Here is a 19967-nt window from a genome sequence, read left to right on the forward strand (position 1 = left end):
CCGGCCTTTAACACGCATTTAACCCGGCAGCCCGCATTGTGGCTGCCGGGTTTTTCTTTCACTTTATATTATCGGATCCGATGGAAAAGACAGCATTGCGCGCCGACGACATTGCGGCCTATCTCGCGAAACATCCTGATTTTTTTGCCAACCGGCCGGAACTTCTCGATAGCCTTGACATGCCGGTTCGTGAAATGGGCACGGGCATTGCCGACATGCAGCAATATGTTGTTGCACGCCTACGTGACGAACGCGAAAAGTTACGCGGCGCCACCAGCGAACTGATCAACATTTCCAAATCAAACCTTGAAACTCAAAGTCGCATCCATCGCGCGGTTCTGGCGCTTTTGAACGCCCGCGGCTTCGAAACTTTTGTCGAAGCCTTGCAGGATCTTGTACCCGAGCTTCTTGATCTTGATGCAATTGCGCTTTGCTTTGAAGACAGCGACGAAGCATCCGTACCACGGTGTGGCGGGCGCGTGCGTCGCCTCACCGCAGGCGCCGTTGATCAGGTTCTTGGCGAAGAAAACGATGTCTGGCTGTTGCCTGACAATGCCGGGGACGAGGCCATCTTTGGCCCACAGGCCGATAATATCCGTTCGGCCGCCATTGTTCGCTTGGCCCCATTTTATGGCGATCCGGTTGGTCTGGTGGCGTTTGGCGTGGCCGAACCCGATTATTTCAGCCCGGCACAGGCCCATGATCTGATCATGTTTTTGGCCTCTGTTATTGAATTCGGTGCCCGCAGATGGTTAACCCCGGCGCAATGAAAGGCGGGCTGATCGCCCTGACCCTGCCGCAGGATGTGCGCGATGCCATTGCCGATTGGCGGCAATGGCTATCTGCAGAACGCCGCGCATCCAATCATACCACCGAAAATTATCTGGCCGATCTATATGCGTTCCTTGGTTTTATCCAGGTTCATTTGGGTGATGCGCCCGATATTCGCGACCTATTACGATTAAACCCGCGCGATTTCCGAAGCTGGCTGGCACGGCGCAGCATGGATGGCCTTGCCAAAAGCTCGACTGCGCGTGCGCTATCATCGCTGCGCAATTTTTATCGTTTTCTGGACCGCACCGGGCGCGGCCAGAACGCGGCGGTCAATTCGATCCGCAACCCAAAACTGCCGCAATCCGTGCCCAAACCGCTAAGCCCGCAAGACGCAATGGCGGTCCTTGATAATGCAGGGGCATGGCAGGATGAACCCTGGCTTGCCAAGCGTAATCTGGCGCTTTTTACCCTGCTATATGGCTGCGGTCTGCGTATTTCCGAGGCATTGGACCTGAATGCCAATCAACGTCCAACCGGCGATTCTTTGGTCATTACCGGTAAAGGCAACAAACAGCGTCTTGTCCCGGTGCTGCAAATCGTACGCGACGCGATTGATGATTATGCCAAAACCTGCCCCTATGCACCCGATGGCAACGATCCACTGTTTCTGGGGGCGCGCGGCAAACGTCTGGTCGCACAGGTCGCCCAACGCGAAATGCGCAAAATTCGCGGGCTTTTGAACCTGCCCGATACAGCGACACCGCACGCCATGCGCCATTCCTTTGCCACCCATCTTCTGGCAGGCGGCGGTGATTTACGCACCATTCAGGATTTACTGGGCCACGCATCGCTATCGACCACACAACGTTATACTGCGGTTGATACCGAACGCATGATGGCCGTTTATCAAGGCACGCATCCGCGCGCCCGGCGCTAAGCCAAATCCCCTCGCGGGCCAGATAAGGCGGGTTTTCCTGCTTTCCACAGGCGGTCCAGACAAAGCCCCTCTCAAAAATGGGACCTCGTATATGAAACTCTTCCTAAGCCGCCGCTTTGACGCCAGTTCACGCCACCGCCGGGTCTATAGCGCCTATGAAATCGCCTATACCACGGTCGATTGTCTTGCCGCCCTGCTGTTTATCATCGGCAGCGTCATGTTTCTTTACGATGATCTGATGCGAGCGGGCACATGGCTTTTCATCGTTGGTTCAGTGTTCTTTGCCCTTCGGCCCAGCATCCGTCTGGCACGCGAACTTCACCTTGCACGGCTTGGCAAGGCCGCCCGCCAAAAGATTGGTCGCAACCAAAAAACGGTGCCAACGGTCCGTCCTGAACCAACCCAAAAATGATCCATCGTAATGCATCTTGATAAATCGAAATTTTGGGGTTCTTTGAAATAGCATTTCTCCCTTACACTGCGACCAACTTGTTGAAAAACATCAAAGGAAACCCCCATGATCCTGCGCTCCAGCGATCCCTCGCCCTTTGGCCGCAAGGTTAAAATCACCGCCAAAATCCTTGGCATTTATGATCATCTAACCGTCGAAGCGGCCAATACCAATGACCCCGCCGATAGCCTGCGGGTCCAAAACCCGCTTGGCAAACTGCCGGTCCTGATCCTTGATGACGGCCGCAAAATTTATGATTCACGCGTGATCTGCGAATATCTTGACGCTCAGATCGACGGCAAAACCCTGCACCCGACCAATGGCAACGCCCGCTGGGATGCCCTGACGCTTCAGGCCCTTGGCGATGGCATGATCGATGCCTCGATCCTGCAGGTTTATGAAACCCGGATGCGCCCCGAAGAAAAACGTCATGCCGACTGGCTTTCCTACCAGTCTGACAAGGTCAAACGCGCACTCGATCAACTCGAAGCCAATCCCCCCGCACTTGACGGCGACCTTACCATTGGTCATGTCGCGATTGCCTGCGCGCTGGGCTATCTTGATCTGCGCTTTGATGGCAAATGGCGCTCAAGCTATGGCGGGTTGGTCGCATGGCTTGATGCCTTCCGCGCCCGCGTCCCAGCCTTTGACGCCACCGCGTTCAAAGGCTAACAGTGACAAAGCCACACGATGCAAAGCATGCTGGTGACTTTCAGATTGCATCGCTATTTTAAAAACCATCGGAGATCCCCACAATATGTCACGACTAAACAGCGTCATCCGCCGCCTGCAAGCCCAGCGCGATTGCCTGAACGCGGCGGCAGAAATGATCAAGGGACATGACGGGATCGTGCTTGAAGTCGGGCTTGGCAATGGCCGGACCTTTGATCACTTGCGTGAAATCATGCCGGATCGTGAAATCTTTGTCTTTGATCGCCAGATCGCCGCCCACCCCAAATGCATTCCCGATGATGATCACCTGTTTCTGGGGGATATCTTTGAAACCCTGCCGATGGCGGTTGAACGGTTCAAAGGCAAGGTCGCGCTGGTGCATTCTGATGTCGGCACCGGGGACGAGGCGCTCAACGCCAAAATCGCATCCTTTATCGGTCAAACCCTGCCACCGGCCCTGATCAACGGTGCGATTGTTGCATCCGATCAGAAAATCGATGTTCCGGGCACCATTACCGAACCCCTTCCCGAAGGCGTACCGCAAGATCGCTATTTTTTCCGCCGTTATCAGGGGTAATATCCCTGATCGTGATCCGCTTCAGATGCCGGGATTAATAAACGGCTCCACCATCAGGAATTCTTCTCGTGTCCACAGAAAATGCCCCGACCAGTTCATCACCCAGCGGATCAAACATCACCGAGGCAGAGGCTTTTCTGGCAAAATACCCTGATGTCGAAGCCATCGATATCATACTGACCGATTTTCATGGCATTGGCCGGGGCAAGACGATCCGTCGCCACGAATTGCTTTCGATCTATAAATCCGGGCGCGGATTGCCAAGCTCGATCTTTGGCCAGGATGTCACCGGGGAAGACGTGGATGATTGCGGCCTGGTGCAAACTGGCGGCGGTGGCGATTGCCGGTGCTGGCCGGTTCCGGGAACACTGGGCTATCTGCCCCATACCGGACGCGGGCAACTTTTGATCAGCATGTATAACGAAGATGGCTCTGCCCACGACGTTGACCCGCGCAATGTCTTTGTTGAACAAGTGAAACGTGCCGGTACATTGGGCTTTGCCCCAATGGGCGCGTTCGAACTGGAATTCTATCTGGTCAATAGCCAAGCCGATGCCACCGGAATGTATCATCCGGCAACCTATGCCTTGACCAAGCGACGTTCAAAACTGCGCAACACGATGTCGGTTGATGAAATTGATGAAATGTCGCCATTGTTTGATGCGGTCTATGAGGGGGCCAAACATCTTGATCTGACACTGGAAACCCTGATTTCGGAATATGGCCCCGGTCAGTATGAAATGACCATCCGTTATCGCGATTTGTTGCGCGCCGCCGATGACGTCATCATCGCCAAACGCCTGATCCGGACCTGTGCGCGGCGTTTCGGGATGGAGGCCGTGTTTATGCCCAAGCCATTTGGCGACGAAGCCGGATCGGGCATGCATCTGCATTTGTCACTGGCCGATGAAAACGGCAACAACCTGTTTGCCGATCAGGCCGATGGATCATTAAGCCCGCTGATGCTTAATGCGATTGGCGGTATCCGCAGCACGATTGGCGAAACCATGCTGCTGCTTGCCCCGTTCATGAATTCATGGCGTCGATTTGCATCGGCCATGTACTCGCCGGCATCGGATGACTGGGGTGTTGAAAATCGTACTGTGGCGCTGCGCGTCCCCGGCACACCGGGCAAAACTCGCCACTTCGAACATCGCATCGCCGGGGTTGATGCCAACCCCTATCTCGTGGCGGCTGTCACCCTCGGCGCGGCCCTTGATGGCATAGAAGGCAAAATTGATCCGGGCAAACCCTGCGAAGATGAAATCGGCCAAGCCAAGGCACCAAATGATCTTCCGCGTCATTGGTTAGATGCGATTGATCAATTCGGTGCATCTGATTTCAACAAACGCACCCTTGGGAGTCGCTTCCACACTGCCTTTACCAAAATCAAACAGGCAGAATACGAGCATATGGCGCTGAAGGTATCAGCGGCAGAGTGGGAATATTACGGATTTTCCATTTAATCCATTTCCGGCCTGGGTGCCCCGTAAAAAGTAAAGGCACCCGGCGCCGGATCAATATCAAAAGACGCGTTTGGCCCGATTATTTGATTTCCGGGCTGAAAACGCCACTTTGGGACGCGCATCAATCATTTTCTGATCACGCAAATGCGCGACTTCCAGATCGCGAGGATCGACGCTCATTGTCCGCGCTTCGTCCGGGCGATCCGATTTGGTATGCAGATGCATATGTGTCGAAACCCATTGATAGGTCGGATAGGTGACATTTTCGGTAAACGATTCTTCGGTAATCACCTTATAAGCCCCGGCGGGCAAGACTTCTGCAAGGCCACGCAGACTGAACGGCCTTACAAAATTCAATATTTTGGACGTGGTACGGTTTGTCAAAAGAACTCCTACCGCGCAAATGCGCGTTGGCTAAGAAAAACGAAAGGAAACAATCCTTGTCGCCAAACAATCAGGGTTTATTTCAGGTATGCACGATGATGCGAAATCACGATTGATTATTGGGAAATCAAGACCATTAAATCCGTGTCTATTGGTTTCGCCATCAAATAAAGAATATGTAATTTTTATAAAATTCGAAAATAACGCTCCAAGCTTTACTTATATGAACGGTTTTTGATATTTTGCAACGAACTTATTTTTATTTTCACCAAACATGCGACAACCAACCACCCCTCTTCCGCCCAAAATTCTAAAACTACCGACACCTATTCAAAGGCAGGGCCAAGCCGCAAAAGCAACGATATTACTAACGATCCCGGCAATGTTCCCCATTTCCTTGCCATCCTGCGCCAATGGCGATATTCAGGTTTCAAACTGTCATTAACTTGCAATGCCGGAATCCGCTGCTTATCTCCGGCTTGCAACAGGCGAGATGAGACGACGCCATGAACCAGATTGCCACCACCATCGAGGCATTGCCCGGTGCGATGTCCGAAAGACAGATTGATCCGACTCTTGATCTTGAGGCCGAAATTGCCCGCCTCAAGAAAGAGAAAAACGCGATCATTCTGGCCCATTATTATCAGGATGGGGAAATTCAGGATCTTGCCGATTTTGTTGGCGACAGCCTAGATTTGTCGCGCAAGGCGGCCGAAACCGATGCCGATGTCATCGTGTTCTGCGGCGTACGCTTTATGGCCGAAGTTGCCAAAATCCTAAGTCCGAACAAAACCGTTCTGCTGCCTGACAGCAAGGCGGGTTGTTCGCTCGAAGATTCTTGTCAGCCCGAGCCGTTTCGCAAGTTCCGCGAAGCCCATCCCGATCACGTATCGGTCACCTATATCAATTGCTCGGCCGAGGTAAAGGCCGCGTCTGATATCATCGTGACTTCATCCAACGCGGCCGAGATCATTGATCAAATCCCGCTTGATAAGCCGATCCTCTGGGCGCCGGATCGCCATCTTGGCAGCTATCTGGCCAAGAAGACCGGGCGCGATATGACGCTTTGGAATGGGTCATGCATTGTGCATGAGCAGTTTTCCGAACGCGAACTGATCCGTCTGAAAACCCAGAACCCCGATGCAATGATCGCCGCACACCCGGAATGCCATGATGGCATTCTGCGCCACGCGGACCACATCGGATCGACCCGCGCCATTCTGGAATATGTGATCAATGGCCCAGATCAGAAATACCTGATCGCGACCGAACCCCACATCATCCATCAGATGGAAAAGGCCGCCCCGCACAAGAAATTTATCCCGGTTCCCGGTGCCGATGGATCGTGCGCATGCAACAACTGCCCGTTCATGGAACTCAATACGCTTGAAAAGCTGTATCTGTGCCTGGTCAATAACGGCCCACAGATCATCATGCCCGAAGACCTTCGTCTCGCAGCGGTCAAGCCGCTGGAACGCATGCTGGAAATGTCAAAAGGCATTCCGCTGAAAAAAGATCACGCGGCCTAGGCCCGAACAGTCCAACAGCCCCCACAAGCATTGCCTTGCGGGGGCTGTTTTCCAATCCCCTGATCACAAAGATGCGCAAAGCCCACCATGACCGTCCTCACATCTGCGGAAATTTCGGAATTCATTGATCGCGCCTTTGCCGAAGATATCGGCACCGGCGATATCACATCCGACAATGTCGTGCCCATCGATGCACGCCTGCGTGTTGCCCTTGAAACCCGCGAAGATATCGTGGTTGCCGGTCTTGATATCGCGCTTGATTGCTTTCGCAAACTGGTGCCCGATGCCAAAATCACAAAACATTGCCAAGACGGTGATGCGATGGTGGCCAAAGGCATTCTGGCCGTGGTCGAAGGCAATGCACGTGGCATCCTGACGGCCGAGCGCACCGCGCTTAACACCCTGCAACATCTTTCCGGCATCGCCACCACGACGCGAACCTATGTCGCGGCGATGGGTGAAACCGGTGCCAAGCTGCTTGATACCCGCAAAACTCTTCCGGGTTGGCGCAAGCTTGAAAAATACGCCACCCGCATGGGCGGCGCACAGAACCACCGCATGGGGCTTTATGACGGGGTGATGATCAAGGACAACCATATTGGCGTCGTCGGGTCGATCACCAAATGCGTCGAAGCTGCGCGGGCGGCCAACCTGCCCAAAATCGAAGTCGAATGCGATACGCTTGATCAGGTTGCCGAAGCCACCCAAGCCGGTGCCGATATCATCCTGCTTGATAACATGGACCCGGATATGCTGCGCAAGGCGGTTGCAATTGTCGCAGGACGTTGCAAGACAGAAGCATCCGGCGGGGTCAATTTGCAAACCATCGGTGCCATTGCAGCAACCGGTGTTGATTATGTCTCGGTCGGGCGCATCACCCAATCGGCCCCGGCAGTCGATATCGGGCTGGATGTCGCCATCCTGTAAGAGGTCAACAACAATAGAACCCGAAACATCTCCAAAAATCATCCAGACCGCAAACTGGATCCTGCGCGATGGCGGGAATATCCTGTCAGTGCGCAGCCACGGGCGAGATCGGTTCTATCTGCCGGGTGGTAAAATTGATCCCGGTGAAACCGCGACACAGGGGCTGATCCGTGAAATTCACGAAGAACTTGGCGTTACCCTGATTGAAAAGTCGATCCGCCCGCTTGGCATTTTTTCCGGCCACGGCCATAACCTGCCCGGGGGTGTGATTGTTCGCATGCAATGCTTTACCGCACAATATAACGGCACCCTTGCCCCATCACGCGAAATTGCCGAAATGCGCTGGTTGTCACAGCGCGACCGCCATCTGATGGCCCCGATGGGGCAAAAAATCACGGCCGCACTGTTTGACATTTAATGGGGAAAACTAGCGTGGCGCATCGCCATCCGGCTCGCCCCCGGCATCGGGAATTTCACGTCCTGCCGCATCCCGATCCCTATTTTCATCCTTCGCTACGGATGGCAACGAAGCTGGCTTGATTCCGTCTGACGCTTCCCCAATGGCTTCAGAACCACGAACTTCCGGCAAAGACGCCTCATGATCTGCCGCCTTTCGGGGCCCCATACCCATTTCACGAATGGCGGCTTCCAGCCGGTCCATATCGCGCAAATGTACATCTTGTTGCGGGAACGGAATTTCGATGCCTTCAGCGCGGAACCGATCCAGCACTTCAAAGCGGACAATACTGGCCACCGCAAGCACATCCCCAATATCACGCAGGAAATAACGCAATTCGAAATCAAGCGAACTGGCGCCAAAATCAATAAAAACAACCTGTGGCGCAGGATAGCTCAGGATTTCACGGCGCTTGTCGGCGATATCAAGCAGGATTTCACGCACCTTGTTGGCATCCGCACCATAAGACGCCCCGATTTTGACAATACCCCGCCCAACCCGATCCTTAAGCGTCCAGTTCAATACGCGGTTGGAAATCAGTTCGGAGTTCGGAATAACAATCGATGACCGGTCAAAGGTTTCGATCTCGGTCGCACGCACGCGGATATCCTTGACCAAACCCTGATCGGCCCCCACCACGATCCAGTCCCCGACCTTGATCGGACGTTCGATCAACAGGATCAGACCGGAAACAAAGTTGCTGACGATACTTTGCAGACCAAAACCGATACCGACTGAAATCGCACCGGCAATAATCGCAAGGTTCGATAAATCCATCCCGGCGGCCGAGATCGCCAGCAATACGGCAAAGCAAATCCCCGCATAGCCAAAGATCGCCGAAACCGAATGCTGCAATCCTTCGTCAAGTTTGGTGTTCGGCAAAACCCGTGTATTCAACATGCGCTGGAAAAACCGCATGACCCCCAGAACAACCAGAAACAAAAGGATCGCAATCAGGATCGCACGCAGCGAAAAGTTGATTCCGCCCACCTGGATGCCGATAAAGGCCGTCTGGGCCGCATCCACCAGGTCTGCCAGCGCAATGTCGCTGAAAATAAGCACGGCAAGCGGCACCGCACAGGTAAACATCACCACATCAATCGTCACACGCAGCCAGAAGTGAAGCATTCCCTGAACCGCATCGCTGGCCCCGTCACCCGAAGGCGCTGGCCGAACCAGATAGGTATGAACCAACGCCCGCAGATACCCGCGCAGCAACCAGTAACTGGTCACAAACGCCAGCACCATCATCAGATTTTCAAGAATAAACCGCGCCAGTGCGACATATCCAATCAACGTCAAAACCGGCAGCACCAGTGAAATGATCCGAAGCCCCCGACGACAGCGCCGCTCGACCTTCGCCCACATTTCATGGCGGTCCTGTTCACCGTGCCCCCAGAAACACCCCAGCGAGCTGATCAAAAATGCAATCGAAATCAAACAAACGTTTGAAACGCTTTGCACCAAAGCAAGGTCAAGCGACGTCCCAAGCGACGTTGCCCCCTGAAGCAGAACCAAATCACCAGCATAAATAAGGGCTGCAAACAAACATAGCAGTCCGACAACACGGGTCCCGGATTCTGTCGTACCAACCCGGCGCAATTTCGGGGCAAAAGGCGAATAGATGCTGCGGACCGACGCACCAACAAACAACAAAAACAACAACGCCATCAGGCATTGGTGGATAAAATCCCCCATATTGCCGACCATAAGGTCAGGCTGGCGTTGCACCATGTGATAGACAATCAAAAGCGCAACCCCGGGCACCAGCGCGGTGAAGACAAAACGGGTCCCCGATATCAGCGAAACCCGGTCTTCCTTCGGGGCCTGTTGCCAGCGTTCCGGCAACCAGCGCAATACAACAACCTCGCCACCAATCAGCGTGGCGACGACCAAAGAGAACAACAACACCAGCCCCGGCGCAATTTCAGTCAGCTGGTCGCCAATTGCCCCATTCAGTTCAAGATCGGAATAACGGCTGCGAATAAGGTCGGGAATTTCAAAGGCCTCGCTAAAGGCTTTCCCCCAGATGGCAGAGTCCCATGGCACATCGACACGCCCAAGAATACGCTTGGTAAAACGATCACGTGAAATCTTGGCCAGCTGGTCTGAAATCTCGGCCGCCCGAAAATCGGCCAGCTCAACCTGCTTGATAATACCGCTGACCTGTTCGATCTCTTTATTAAGCCGCGATCGCTGTTCAGCAACGGCGAGAACTTCGGTTTGCCCCTCTGAAGGTGCTTCACCAAGCTTGCCAAGGGCAGCCTTTAACCGGCCAAGCTTTTCATTGGCCAGATTTTTCAGCCCCGAAAAACCCTGAAGGATTTTATCAAGCTGACCACGGCCTTCACTCAAAATCCGTCCGCTGACATCGCCGTCGTCCAGCGCGTGCTCGATGTTATCAAGTGCCTGCATCCATTGGCCAATGACCTTCTGGCTGTCTTCCAGCGTAACGGATGGTCCGTTTTCCGGGACTTCACCCTGCGCATACACCGCGCCGGCACCAAGGCAAACAAACAACATTGTTGCCACAATGAATGACAAAAACGGACGAATAAGCTTCATCTGGTATGTTCCATAAGATCTCTGACCGGGTTTCTGGCAATCTTTGGATTGCCTGCAAAACCCGTTTTTACTGAATTGCAGGCAGGTTACACTGTCCGCCATAACGAATCACGTATCGTTTCGTTCCGGATAAAACATCGTGGCCCGACCGGCCCGATCACACCATGCCCGACACCCGATTGTTTTCGCCAGGAGTTTCCAAATGTCCGCATCGGCCCTGATCAATGCCTTTAAAATCGACAACAATGGCACGGGTGTCCCCCTTGACTGGCAAAACATCCGCAACGGCATTCCCGGCACAGCGGAACATGAATTCATTTGGATACATCTTGATTGGATGGCCGATGGCGTTCAGGACTGGCTGATCAATGTCGTCGGACTGGACCAAACCATTGCCGATGCCCTGTCAACACGTGGCACAAGGCCATCGGTATTCTTTTATGATCATGGCTATTCGATGAACTTGCGCGGCGTAAACCTGAACGCCGAAAATGATCCGGCCGATATGATCTCGGCTCGTTTCTGGATTTCGGGAAATCTGGTCATTACGCTCCGCAATCAACCGCTCAAGGCGTTTGACGATATCCGCAATGCCATCGCCCAAAACAATGCCCCGCGCAATACCGATGATTTCATCCTGACTGCAGCCGAAAGGCTGATTTTCCGGGTCGATAATGTCGTGCGCGGGCTTGAGGAAGATGTCGACACCATCGAGGACGAACAGGAAAAAGTCCCCGAAAACAGAACCCTGCCCCTGCGCCGTCGCTGTTCTGATGTGCGCAATCAATTGCTGCGTCTGCGCCGCCATCTTGCCCCACAACGCGATGCGCTAAGCCAATATGTTGAACACAAAACCAGTTGGGCCGACAAACGATACAAACGCCGCGCCCGTTCGCTGACCGACAAGACCGTCCGTCTTGTCGAAGAATTCGATTCTTTGCGCGAACGCATTCAGATTGTGAATGAAAACATGATGGCACTTGAAACCGAACGCATGAACCGCACCATGTACTGGCTAACCGTGATTGCCGGTCTGTTCCTGCCAATCAGTTTTGTCACCGGTCTTCTGGGGATCAATGTCGGCGGCATTCCAGCAGCAGAAAGCCCGTTTGGCTTTGTCAGTGTGTCGCTGATTTTGTCGGCAATCGTCGCATTTGAAATCTGGCTATTTAAAAAGATGCGCCTGATCTAGATAAAAACAGACAAGCCATGTGCCACTGCCTTGTTGCATTGCAACGCGGCTTGGCGCTATGACTTTGACGGTTCCGATCCTTTTCATTCACGGCATTACGAGATCACTTGATGACTGACGGCCCGCTTTCCCGTTACCGCGCGAAAATCGCCTGTGGCGAGTTGTCCCATGATCCGATGCAGGAACTCTGCGCTGAAAAGCTGCAAAGCCTTTATAACGCCCTGGCCCATTACGAACCGCAAACCGGCTCAGGTGGCTGGCGCGAACGGTTTGGTCTAACCCGGCGGCGCGAAGAACCGCAGCCTCCACAGGGGCTTTATATTTACGGCGAAGTCGGCCGTGGCAAATCCATGCTGATGGATTTGTTCTACGATACCGTTCCGGTGGCTCAAAAACGCCGCGTGCATTTCCATGATTTCATGCAGGATGTGCATAATCGCATGCACCGTTTCCGCAAAACCAAATCCAAGGGCGAAACCGATCCAATTCTGAAGATTTCCCAAGACCTGGCAAAAGATGCGTGGCTTTTGTGTTTTGATGAAATGCAGGTTACCGACATCACCGATGCAATGATTCTGGGCCGCTTGTTCGAACAGTTGTTTGAACATGGCGTGGTGATCGTCACCACATCCAACCGCATGCCCGATGATCTGTACAAGGACGGCTTACAACGCCAGAACTTCCTGCCTTTTATCGAAATGATCAAACAAAAGCTCGACGTTCTGGAACTTGCCAGCCCGACCGATTATCGCATGCGCAATCTGACCGCCGCCGATGTCTTTCTGTTTCCGGCAGGGCCCGACGCGGCACAGAAAATCGATCAGATGTTTGCAACCGTCACCGAGGGCGCGCGCGTCGCCCCCGACAGCCTGACGGTCAAAGGTCGTCAGATTGATATCTCGGCTGCCGGGGCAGGTGTCGCGCGTTTTACATTCGACGAACTGTGCACCCAACCGCTCGGCCCTGGTGATTACATCGCAATTGCCACCCATTTCCATACCGTGGTGATCGATATGATCCCCAAATTGCCTGATTCCCGGCGCGACTGGGCAAAGCGTTTCGGAACGCTGGTCGATGCGATGTATGAACACAAAACCAAACTGATCTGCGCCATCGAGTGTGAACCGAACGATATTTATACCGACGGCGACTATTCATTCGAATTTCAACGTACCGTGTCGCGCCTGACTGAAATGCGCAGTCAGGAATATCTCGACATGCCGCATCTGACCTGATTGGCAGGTTGGTTTTGGGGTAAATTTGAAACCCTAAAAAACGACTCCGCCCATCTGGGTTTAATTGCAGCGCAAAAAATCACCAGCAGGTAACGATTGCAATGTCGATTCTTGCGCAAAAGGCCGTTTGGCAGGTTCAAAAACGCAGAATCTGTTCATAGCAACTTCTGCATACGCCCTATTGATCGCATGGCTGATGGCTGTTTCATGCAAGGCTGCGTACCAAAACAGGCGATCTCTCGTCCGAATTCATGGCAAACGTACGTTCTGCCTTTCCTTTAAGCAGCGCCAAGGAGCAAACAGGCTTTGACGTTGCGGCGATTTTGCATTTATTCGCACCGACAATATGATCGGTTTTTAAGCGTTTATACATTAGTTGCAACAAACCGCGAACCGGCGGTTTTCCTCATTAAAACAGCGGCGTTTCCCCTTGTAAAACCGGCCGAATCAGTTTACGACACTCGGTGTTTACGAACGAATATTTCGCGTTCACAGGTTTAAATTTTCAATCGCGCTCCCAAGTTGAGTTTTAACCCCCTGGAAGCGCAATAGGGAAGAAGGTAACGGAATGGCCCGCAACAAGATCGCGCTCGTAGGCGCCGGCAATATCGGTGGAACTCTGGCCCACCTCGTCGGCCTGAAAGAGCTTGGCGACGTCGTCCTTTTCGACATCGTTGATGGCATGCCACAGGGCAAGTCGCTCGACATTGCTGAATCCTCCCCCGTCGACATGTTTGATGCCGACTTCAAGGGCACCAGTGACTACAAAGACATCGCAGGCGCTGATGTCGTCATCGTCACCGCCGGTATCGCCCGCAAACCGGGTATGAGCCGTGATGACCTTATCGGCATCAACACCAAGGTCATGACCCAGGTTGGTCAGGGCATCAAAGAACATGCACCGAACGCATTCGTCATTGTTATCACCAACCCGCTTGATGCGATGGTCTGGGTGATGCAGCAGGCAACCGGCTTCGATCCGAAGAAAGTTGTCGGCATGGCTGGCGTTCTGGACTCTGCCCGTTTCCGTCACTTCCTCGCCGAAGAATTCAAAGTTTCGGTCAAGGACGTTACCGCCTTTGTTCTGGGTGGCCACGGCGACACCATGGTCCCGTCGATCCGTTATTCGACTGTTGCCGGCATCCCGGTTCCCGACCTGATCAAAATGGGCTGGACCACGCAGGAAAAGATCGATCAGATCGTTCAGCGCACCCGTGATGGCGGTGCGGAAATCGTCGCTCTTCTGAAAACCGGTTCTGCTTTCTACGCTCCGGCTGCTTCGGCAATCGCGATGGCGGAAAGCTACCTGAAAGACCAAAAACGCGTCATGCCTGTTGCTGCTTATCTCAGCGGCGAATACGGCGTTGACGGCATTTATGTCGGCGTCCCGGTCGTTCTGGGCGCTGGCGGTGTTGAACGCATCGTCGAGATCAATCTTGACGAGTCCGAGAAAGCAAACTTCGACAAATCCGTGACAGCTGTTCGCGGTCTCGTCGATGCTGCCAAGGGCATGCTCTAAGATCGCGAAGCGGGCTGGTCAGTGACCGGCCCGTTTTTCAATCATTGTTGTTATTGTGACTTCAATGATCGCGGGCCTCGCAACAACGTCCCCTGATCAAGCAGGGACATTGAAACCACGATTTCTGACCCACCGGAAATCGTACGGAAGGCAAGAAAGCGACCGAACATGAATATTCATGAGTACCAGGCGAAAGAAATTCTTCGCAAATACGGTGTGACCGTGCCGAACGGCAAGGTTGCCTACACCGCTCAGGAAGCCATCGAAGCTGCCCAGTCACAGGCTGGTCCGGTTTATGTGGTGAAATCCCAGATCCATGCAGGTGGCCGCGGCAAGGGCACCTTCAAAGAAGCAACCGCAGGCGATAAAGGCGGCGTTCGCGTTGTCAAAAGCGTCGAAGAAGTCGGCACCAATGCCGGCCAGATGTTGGGCGCAACACTCGTCACCCACCAGACGGGTCCAGATGGCAAAGAAGTCAAACGCGTCTATATCGAAGAAGGCTGCGACATCGCACGCGAACTTTACCTTTCGCTGCTTGTTGATCGTGCTACTTCGCGTGTGATCTTCATGGCATCGACCGAAGGTGGCATGGACATCGAAGAAGTCGCTGAAGCAACCCCGGAAAAGATCATCACTGTTGATATCGATCCGGCTGCTGGCTTCTCGGGCTTCCATGGTCGCAAACTGGCATTCGCGCTAGGCCTCGAAGGCAAGCAGGTTTCCAAGGCTGTCAAATTTATGGCCGCCATGTACAAATGCTTCCTCGAAACCGATGCTGCCATGGTTGAAATCAACCCGCTGGTCGTGACCGGCAGTGGCGATATCATTGCGCTTGATTGCAAAATGAACTTCGACGACAACGCATTGTTCCGTCATCCTGACATCGAAGAACTGCGCGACGAAGACGAAGAAAACCCGGCGGAACTCGAAGCCGCCAAGCACAGCCTGAACTACATCAAGCTCGATGGCACCATCGGCTGCATGGTCAACGGCGCAGGCCTTGCCATGGCAACCATGGACATCATCAAGCTTTATGGCGGAGCACCGGCAAACTTCCTCGACGTTGGCGGCGGCGCGACCAAAGAACGCGTTACCACGGCTTTCAAGCTGATCCTGTCTGATCCGAATGTCGAAGGCATTCTGGTCAACATCTTTGGTGGCATCATGCGTTGTGACGTGATCGCAGAAGGCGTTATCGCCGCTGCGCGCGAAGTCAGCCTGAATGTCCCGCTGGTGGTTCGTCTTGAAGGTACCAATGTTGAACTCGGCAAGAAGATTCTTAGCGAATCCGGTCTGCCGATCGTTTCGGCCGACAATCTTGCCGATGCCGCCGAAAAGGTGGTCAAAGCTGTGAAGGAGGCCGCGTAACCATGGCTGTTCTTGTCAATAAAAATACCAAAGTAATCTGCCAGGGTTTCACCGGTTCGCAGGGCACTTTCCACAGCGAACAGGCCATTGCCTATGGCACCAAAATGGTTGGCGGCGTTACCCCGGGCAAAGGCGGCACCAAGCACCTTGACCTGCCGGTTTTCAATACCGTTGATGAAGCGGTCCATGTTACCGGTGCCAATGCATCGGTGATCTATGTTCCGCCGCCCTTCGCCGCCGATGCCATTCTTGAAGCAATTGACGCCGGTATCGAACTGGCTGTTTGCATCACCGAAGGCATTCCGGTTGCCGACATGGTTCGCGTCAAGCGCGCCCTGACCGGCACCAAAACCCGCCTGATCGGTCCGAACTGCCCGGGTGTTATCACCCCGGACGAATGCAAAATCGGCATCATGCCCGGTCACATTCACCGTCGCGGCAAAATCGGGATCGTTTCGCGTTCCGGTACCCTGACCTACGAAGCAGTCGCCCAGACCACAGCCGCTGGCCTTGGCCAGTCGACCTGTATCGGTATTGGTGGTGACCCGGTCAACGGCACCAACTTCATCGATTGCCTCGACCTGTTCCTGCGGGATCCGGAAACCGAAGGTATCATCATGATTGGTGAAATCGGTGGTTCAGCCGAAGAAGAAGCATGTGAATTCCTGCAGTCTTCCAAGGTCAAAAAACCGATTGCCGGCTTCATCGCCGGTGTCACTGCGCCTCCGGGTAAACGCATGGGCCATGCCGGTGCGATTATTTCCGGCGGCAAAGGAACTGCGGATGCAAAAATGGATGCAATGCGCAGTGCAGGTATTCTTGTTGCCGATTCCCCGGCAAGCTTGGGCTCGACCATGCTCAAGGCTTTGAAAGGGTAATCTGGGTAGTCAGAGGAAAGGCATGGGGAGGCGTGGTTCCTTTCGGGACCATGCCTTCCAAGACCACAAATGAAACCTCAAGATATCGACACGATTCTCAACGAATCGAACGCAACCTACATCGCTGAACTTTATGCCCGATATCAGAACAGCCCGACTGCGGTTGATCCGAGCTGGGCAGAGTTTTTTGACGGGTTGCAAGACGACGCCGCCGATCTCCTTGCAGAAATGCAGGGGCCCAGCTGGCAGCCACGGGAAACCAAGGTTGTTGGCGGTATGGATGGCTATGATGTCTCTCAGGGTCACGCCGAACGCCCCGCCAATGGCGGGTATTCATCGGCTGCACCGTCGGCAAATCAGGCCGCAGTGGTTAATTCCGATGCGACCCGGGCTGCCGCACATGATTCCATTCGCGCACTGATGCTGATCCGTTCGTTCCGTGTGCGCGGACATCTGGAAGCCAATCTTGATCCGCTTGGCATCGCACCGCGCGATCCGCATCCGGAACTTGATCCCAAAACTTACGGCTTTACCGAAGACGATCTGGACCGTCCGATTTTCATTGCCAATGTCCTTGGCCTTGAAACCGCGACCATCCGCCAGATCGTATCGCTGGCACGCAAAACTTATTGCGGGTCGATCGGTATCGAATTCATGCATATTCAGGAACCCGAACAAAAATCCTGGATTCAGCAGCGAATCGAAAGCATCGGCAATCAGACGCAGTTTACCGCACGCGGCAAGGAAGCCATCCTTGAACGTCTGGTCGAAGCCGAAGGTTTTGAAAACTATCTCCACACCAAATATGTCGGCACCAAGCGTTTCGGCATTGATGGTGGCGAAGCCCTGATGCCGGCTCTTGAACAGATCCTCAAACGTGGCAGCCAGCTTGGCATCCGCGAGGTTGTGTTCGGCATGCCGCACCGTGGCCGTTTGAACGTTCTCGCGAACGTTTTAAACAAACCGTTCCAGGCAATCTTCTCGGAATTCATGGGCAATCCGTCCAAGCCGGAAGACGTGATGGGCTCGGGTGACGTTAAATATCACCTTGGCACATCGGCCGACCGCGAATTTGACGGCAACATTGTCCACCTGTCACTGACTGCGAACCCATCCCACCTCGAAGCGGTTAACACCGTCGTTCTGGGCAAGGTCCGCGCCAAACAGTCACAGCGCAAAGACACCGCCCGCGAGCAGGTTATGGGTATCCTTCTGCACGGGGATGCGGCCTTTGCCGGTCAGGGCCTTGTCGCTGAAACCTTCGATCTGTCGCACCTCAAGGGTTATCGTACCGGCGGTACGATCCACTTTGTGGTCAACAACCAGATCGGGTTCACGACCAAGCCGACCGACAGTCGTTCATCGCCGTATTGTTCGGATATTGCCAAAGTCGTTCAGGCACCGATCATCCATGTGAATGGTGATGATCCCGAAGCAGTGGTTCACGCCGCACGCATCGCGACCGAATTCCGTCAGGAATTCAAACAAGACGTCGTGATCGACATGTTCTGCTATCGCCGCTTTGGTCATAACGAAAGCGACGAACCGGCCTTCACCCAGCCAAAAATGTACGATGTGATCGGTAAACATCCGACCACCAAGGACATTTATGCACAAAAGCTGATCAAGGAAGGCCTGCTGACCGAAGAACGCGTCAAGGAACTGGACAAGAAATTCCAGAACCATCTTGATGACGAGTTCAAAGCTTCCGAAGCATACCGCCCGAACAAGGCGGACTGGCTCGAAGGCAAATGGTCAGGCATGGCGTCAAGCCATGGCGAAGACGCGGACTGGATCGGTGAAACCGGTGTCGACAATGAACTTCTTGCAGACGTTGGCCGGGCTCTTTCAACCCCGCCCAGCGAATACGACATCAACAAAAAGATCCTTCGCCAGCTAAAAGCCAAGGCGAAGATGTTTGAAACCGGCGAAGGCATTGACTGGGCAACCGGTGAAGCACTCGCATTCGGCACCCTGATGTGCGAAGGCACTCCGGTTCGTTTGTCCGGTCAGGATTGCCAGCGTGGGACCTTCTCCCAACGTCATGCCATGCTGATCGATCAGACCAACGAGGCAAAATACACCCCGCTCAACAACATCCGAACCGGTCAGGCCGAAGCTGAGATTCTCAACTCGCCCCTGTCCGAAGCCGGTGTTCTGGGCTTTGAATACGGGATCACTCTTGCTGAACCACACTCGCTGGTTCTGTGGGAAGCCCAATTCGGTGATTTTGCCAATGGCGCACAGGTCATCATTGACCAGTTCATCAGCTCGGGCGAAGCCAAATGGCTGCGTATGTCGGGTCTGGTGATGTTGTTGCCGCATGGATACGAAGGTCAGGGTCCGGAACATAGTTCCGCCCGTCTGGAACGGTATCTGCAGCTTTGTGGTGAAAATAACATGCAGGTGGCCAACGTCACGACCCCTGCAAACTATTACCACATTCTGCGTCGCCAGATCCGTCGTTCGTTCCGTAAACCGCTGATCCTGATGACGCCGAAATCGCTTCTGCGTCACAAACAGGCTGTGTCCCCACTGGTCGAATTTGGCCCGGGGACCACATTCAAACCTGTGATCAGTGAAACTGGCAAACTGACCGACGCGAAAAAAGTCAAACGCATCGTCCTGTCGGCTGGCAAGATCTACTACGACCTTGCAGCAGAACGCGAAAACCGTGGCATCGACGACGTTGCCCTGGTTCGCGTTGAACAGCTTTATCCGTGGCCGGCCAAGGAATTGGCAGAAGAATTTGCCAAATATCCGAACGCTGACGTGGTCTGGTGTCAGGAAGAACCCGAAAATATGGGTTCCTGGTATTTCGTCGATCGTCGTATCGAAGGCGTGCTGTCTGACGTCAAACACAAAACCAGCCGCCCGACCTATGTCGGTCGTGCCGCTGCCGCTTCGCCGGCAACCGGCCTGCTTAAGGCCCATCTGCGCGAACAGGCAGCCTTGGTTGATGCCGCACTAAGCGTAAAATGATTTTACGGACGGGCGAGAAATCGCCCGTCCGACTGCGCACATTCAGAATTCATT

Annotated in this window: 17 protein-coding genes; 15 read left to right on the top strand and 2 right to left on the bottom strand. The window is 53.9% G+C overall.

Annotation, left to right across the window (positions count from 1 at the left end):
- Nucleotides 1–80: 80 nt before the first annotated feature.
- From TALK_RS14355 to TALK_RS14380, 6 genes are all read left to right on the top strand, one after another.
- Nucleotides 81–770 (top strand): DUF484 family protein, encoded by a 690-nt coding sequence (locus TALK_RS14355; protein WP_085619818.1) that lies wholly within the window; start codon nt 81–83, stop codon nt 768–770.
- Nucleotides 749–1711: a tyrosine recombinase XerC gene (locus TALK_RS14360; RefSeq protein ID WP_085619819.1), complete on the top strand. Its 963-nt coding sequence runs from the start codon at nt 749–751 to the stop codon at nt 1709–1711. Before TALK_RS14355 ends, TALK_RS14360 begins: the two co-directional genes overlap by 22 nt.
- A gap of 91 nt (nt 1712–1802) precedes the next feature.
- Nucleotides 1803–2123, top strand: a complete 321-nt coding sequence (locus TALK_RS14365) for a YrhK family protein (RefSeq protein WP_085619820.1) — start codon at nt 1803–1805, stop codon at nt 2121–2123.
- 105 nt (nt 2124–2228) lie between these two features.
- The gene (locus TALK_RS14370) at nt 2229–2834 is read left to right on the top strand and encodes a glutathione S-transferase (protein WP_085619821.1); all 606 of its coding nucleotides are present in this window, start codon (nt 2229–2231) and stop codon (nt 2832–2834) included.
- An 85-nt stretch (nt 2835–2919) separates the two neighbouring features.
- A complete protein-coding gene (locus tag TALK_RS14375; protein ID WP_085619822.1) occupies nt 2920–3411 on the top strand; it encodes a class I SAM-dependent methyltransferase in 492 nt (163 codons plus the stop codon).
- 68 nt (nt 3412–3479) lie between these two features.
- On the top strand, nt 3480–4877 hold the full coding sequence (locus tag TALK_RS14380) for a glutamine synthetase family protein (RefSeq protein WP_085619823.1): 1398 nt from the start codon (nt 3480–3482) through the stop codon (nt 4875–4877).
- A gap of 57 nt (nt 4878–4934) precedes the next feature.
- Here TALK_RS14380 and TALK_RS14385 read toward each other — a convergent pair whose 3' ends face one another.
- Nucleotides 4935–5261 carry a hypothetical protein gene (locus TALK_RS14385; RefSeq protein ID WP_085619824.1) on the bottom strand — a complete coding sequence of 109 codons (327 nt, stop codon included), beginning with the start codon at nt 5259–5261 and terminating at the stop codon, nt 4935–4937.
- 506 nt (nt 5262–5767) lie between these two features.
- On the opposite strand from TALK_RS14385, the gene nadA reads away from it, so the two are divergent.
- The 3 genes from nadA to TALK_RS14400 all read left to right on the top strand — a co-directional run bounded on the left by nadA (nt 5768) and on the right by TALK_RS14400 (nt 8135).
- Nucleotides 5768–6790, top strand: coding sequence for a quinolinate synthase NadA (gene nadA / locus TALK_RS14390; protein ID WP_139833841.1), 1023 nt, complete (start codon nt 5768–5770; stop codon nt 6788–6790).
- 87 nt (nt 6791–6877) lie between these two features.
- Nucleotides 6878–7717 carry a carboxylating nicotinate-nucleotide diphosphorylase gene (nadC, locus tag TALK_RS14395; protein ID WP_085619825.1) on the top strand — a complete coding sequence of 280 codons (840 nt, stop codon included), beginning with the start codon at nt 6878–6880 and terminating at the stop codon, nt 7715–7717.
- A complete protein-coding gene (locus TALK_RS14400; RefSeq protein WP_085619826.1) occupies nt 7701–8135 on the top strand; it encodes an NUDIX hydrolase in 435 nt (144 codons plus the stop codon). The genes nadC and TALK_RS14400 overlap by 17 nt, the downstream gene beginning before the upstream one ends.
- A 9-nt stretch (nt 8136–8144) precedes the next feature.
- Here the strand turns inward: TALK_RS14400 and TALK_RS14405 are convergent, their stop codons facing one another.
- Nucleotides 8145–10739 carry a DUF3772 domain-containing protein gene (locus TALK_RS14405; protein WP_245829925.1) on the bottom strand — a complete coding sequence of 865 codons (2595 nt, stop codon included), beginning with the start codon at nt 10737–10739 and terminating at the stop codon, nt 8145–8147.
- 202 nt (nt 10740–10941) lie between these two features.
- Between TALK_RS14405 and TALK_RS14410 the strand changes: the two genes are divergently transcribed.
- The 6 genes from TALK_RS14410 to TALK_RS14435 all read left to right on the top strand — a co-directional run bounded on the left by TALK_RS14410 (nt 10942) and on the right by TALK_RS14435 (nt 19913).
- On the top strand, nt 10942–11931 hold the full coding sequence (locus tag TALK_RS14410) for a zinc transporter ZntB (RefSeq protein ID WP_085619827.1): 990 nt from the start codon (nt 10942–10944) through the stop codon (nt 11929–11931).
- Between the two features lie 110 nt (nt 11932–12041).
- Complete coding sequence (gene zapE / locus TALK_RS14415; protein WP_085619828.1) at nt 12042–13166, top strand: cell division protein ZapE; 1125 nt, start codon at nt 12042–12044, stop codon at nt 13164–13166.
- 568 nt (nt 13167–13734) lie between these two features.
- Nucleotides 13735–14685 carry a malate dehydrogenase gene (gene mdh / locus TALK_RS14420; protein WP_085619829.1) on the top strand — a complete coding sequence of 317 codons (951 nt, stop codon included), beginning with the start codon at nt 13735–13737 and terminating at the stop codon, nt 14683–14685.
- Nucleotides 14686–14823: 138 nt separating this feature from the next.
- Nucleotides 14824–16053: an ADP-forming succinate--CoA ligase subunit beta gene (sucC, locus tag TALK_RS14425; protein ID WP_281251301.1), complete on the top strand. Its 1230-nt coding sequence runs from the start codon at nt 14824–14826 to the stop codon at nt 16051–16053.
- Nucleotides 16054–16055: 2 nt separating this feature from the next.
- On the top strand, nt 16056–16931 hold the full coding sequence (sucD, locus tag TALK_RS14430; protein ID WP_085619831.1) for a succinate--CoA ligase subunit alpha: 876 nt from the start codon (nt 16056–16058) through the stop codon (nt 16929–16931).
- A gap of 69 nt (nt 16932–17000) precedes the next feature.
- Nucleotides 17001–19913, top strand: coding sequence for a 2-oxoglutarate dehydrogenase E1 component (locus TALK_RS14435; protein WP_085619832.1), 2913 nt, complete (start codon nt 17001–17003; stop codon nt 19911–19913).
- Nucleotides 19914–19967 lie beyond the last annotated feature (54 nt).

It is taken from the genome of Thalassospira alkalitolerans (genome assembly GCF_002115745.1).
Lineage (GTDB): Bacteria > Pseudomonadota > Alphaproteobacteria > Rhodospirillales > Thalassospiraceae > Thalassospira > Thalassospira alkalitolerans.